Source organism: Streptomyces sp. (genome assembly GCF_036566765.1).
Classification (GTDB): Bacteria; Actinomycetota; Actinomycetes; order Streptomycetales; family Streptomycetaceae; genus Streptomyces.
Genome location: NZ_DATCVQ010000340.1, coordinates 1 through 1,775, shown reverse-complemented (window position 1 = coordinate 1,775; position 1,775 = coordinate 1). Strand labels below are relative to the sequence as shown.

The window sequence follows — 1,775 nt, the reverse complement described above, 5'->3', positions numbered from 1 at the left end:
GCCAGCGGCCGACTGTCGTTGCTGGCGGCCGCGTTGACCTTCCGCGCCACGGCCCTGATCCACGCCGGCCGGTTCGAGGAGGCCGCCACGATCCTCGACGAGGCCGACGCTCTCGGCGCCATGGTCGGCGTGTCGCCCCATCCCGCGAGTGCGGTGGTCCTGGCCGCCTACCGCGGGCGCGAGGAGGAGGCGACGGCCGCCATCGATGCCGCCGTCAGCGACGCGCGAGCGTCCGGGGTCGGCTGGAACCTGGGGGTGGCGGCGTACAGCCGGGCGGTGCTGTCGAACGGCCTCGGTCGCTACCGCGACGCGCTCGCGGCCGCGCAGGAGGCCATCGAGTTCGAGGACCTGGCCGTGATGCAGTGGGCTCTGATCGAGGTCGTCGAGGCGGCAGCCCGCAGCGGGGCGGACGACGTCGCGGCTACGGGGCGCGACCGGCTCGTCGCACGTACTTCGGTCGTCGACTCGCCGTGGGCACGCGGCACGGCGGCCTACGCCGACGCGTTGACCAACACCTCCGGCGAGGGCGAGAAGCACTACCGCACGGCGATCGACGAGCTCACCTCGGCGGGCATGACGCTGTACGCGGCTCGGGCTCAACTTCTCCTGGGCGAGTGGCTGCGCCGGGAGAACCGTCGCACCGAAGGTCGCCAGCAGCTCCAGGCGGCGCATGAGCTGTTCGCGAGCATCGGCGCCGAGGCCTTCGCCGAGCGAGCGGCCCGGGAGCTCGCGGCGACGGGCGGCGTCGCCCGGACACGTACGCGTGGAGCCGAGGTCGACCTCACCGCTCAGGAGGCCCAGATCGCGCGGCTGGCTGCCGCAGGACGTACGAACCCGGAGATCGGCGCAGTGCTGTTCCTCAGCCCGCGGACGGTCGAGTGGCACCTGCGCAAGATCTTCACCAAGCTCGACATCTCCTCGAGGCGGGAGCTGGCTGCGGCCCTGCGCAACCAGTGAGCCGCCACCGGCCAGGGTGTGCACCAGGGCATCACCCTGGTGCCGGCCGACCACCTGTGCCGGAAGTCTCCTCGTATGCCCGACCGAGCGGGCCCATGAGGAGAAGAGAGACGATGAAGAGACTGCTGCTGGTAGCCGCCGCCGCTCTGCCGCTGGCCGCTGCGCTGACGGCGGTGCATCCCGGCGCCACTGCCGCCGAGACGCCCCCGGCCGTGTCCGACAGAGCAACGCCCCAGAGTGCCGACAGGTGTGTGGCACCCGCGCTCACGCCGCCCAAGGATGCCCGCATCGTGTCGGTCAGTGCCGTACCCAAGCAGGGCGGCACGTTGACCTACCCGCCCCAGCCCGGAGCGTCCGAACCGCCCCCGCCGGTCACCGGCGTCCCGCCCTACTGCCAGGTGGACGTGACGCTCACCCACGGCTCGGCCGGCGACCGGGAGCTGATCCAGGTCTGGCTCCCCGCGACCGGCTGGAACGGCCGCTTCCAGGCCCTCGGCGGCAGCGGCTACCTCGGCGGTGACTTCGGCCCGAGCCTGCCGAGCGCGGTCAAGGCCGGGTACGCCGTCGGCACGACCGACGCCGGTGCGACCCCGACCACCGGCTTCACCGCCGACTGGGCGCTCACCGACGACGGCCAGGTCAACAAGACGGTGCTGAAGAACTTCGCCGAGCGCGGACCGCACGAGCTGGCCGTCCTCGGCAAGGCGATCACGAAGGACTTCTACGGCCGCGCGGCGCACCACGCGTACTGGAACGGCTGCTCGACCGGCGGGCGCCAGGGCTACATGGAGGCCCAGCGACACCCGGGCGACTTCGAC

At 72.7% G+C, this 1,775-nt stretch carries 2 protein-coding genes; both read left to right on the top strand.

Features of this window, described 5'->3' with window-relative positions; translation table 11 throughout:
- Positions 1-957: LuxR C-terminal-related transcriptional regulator (locus VIU94_RS20180; protein WP_331913235.1), on the top strand; the 957-nt coding region annotated here is incomplete at its 5' end.
- 113 nt (positions 958-1,070) lie between these two features.
- On the top strand, positions 1,071-1,775 hold a 705-nt coding region (locus VIU94_RS20175; protein ID WP_331913234.1), incomplete at its 3' end, for a tannase/feruloyl esterase family alpha/beta hydrolase.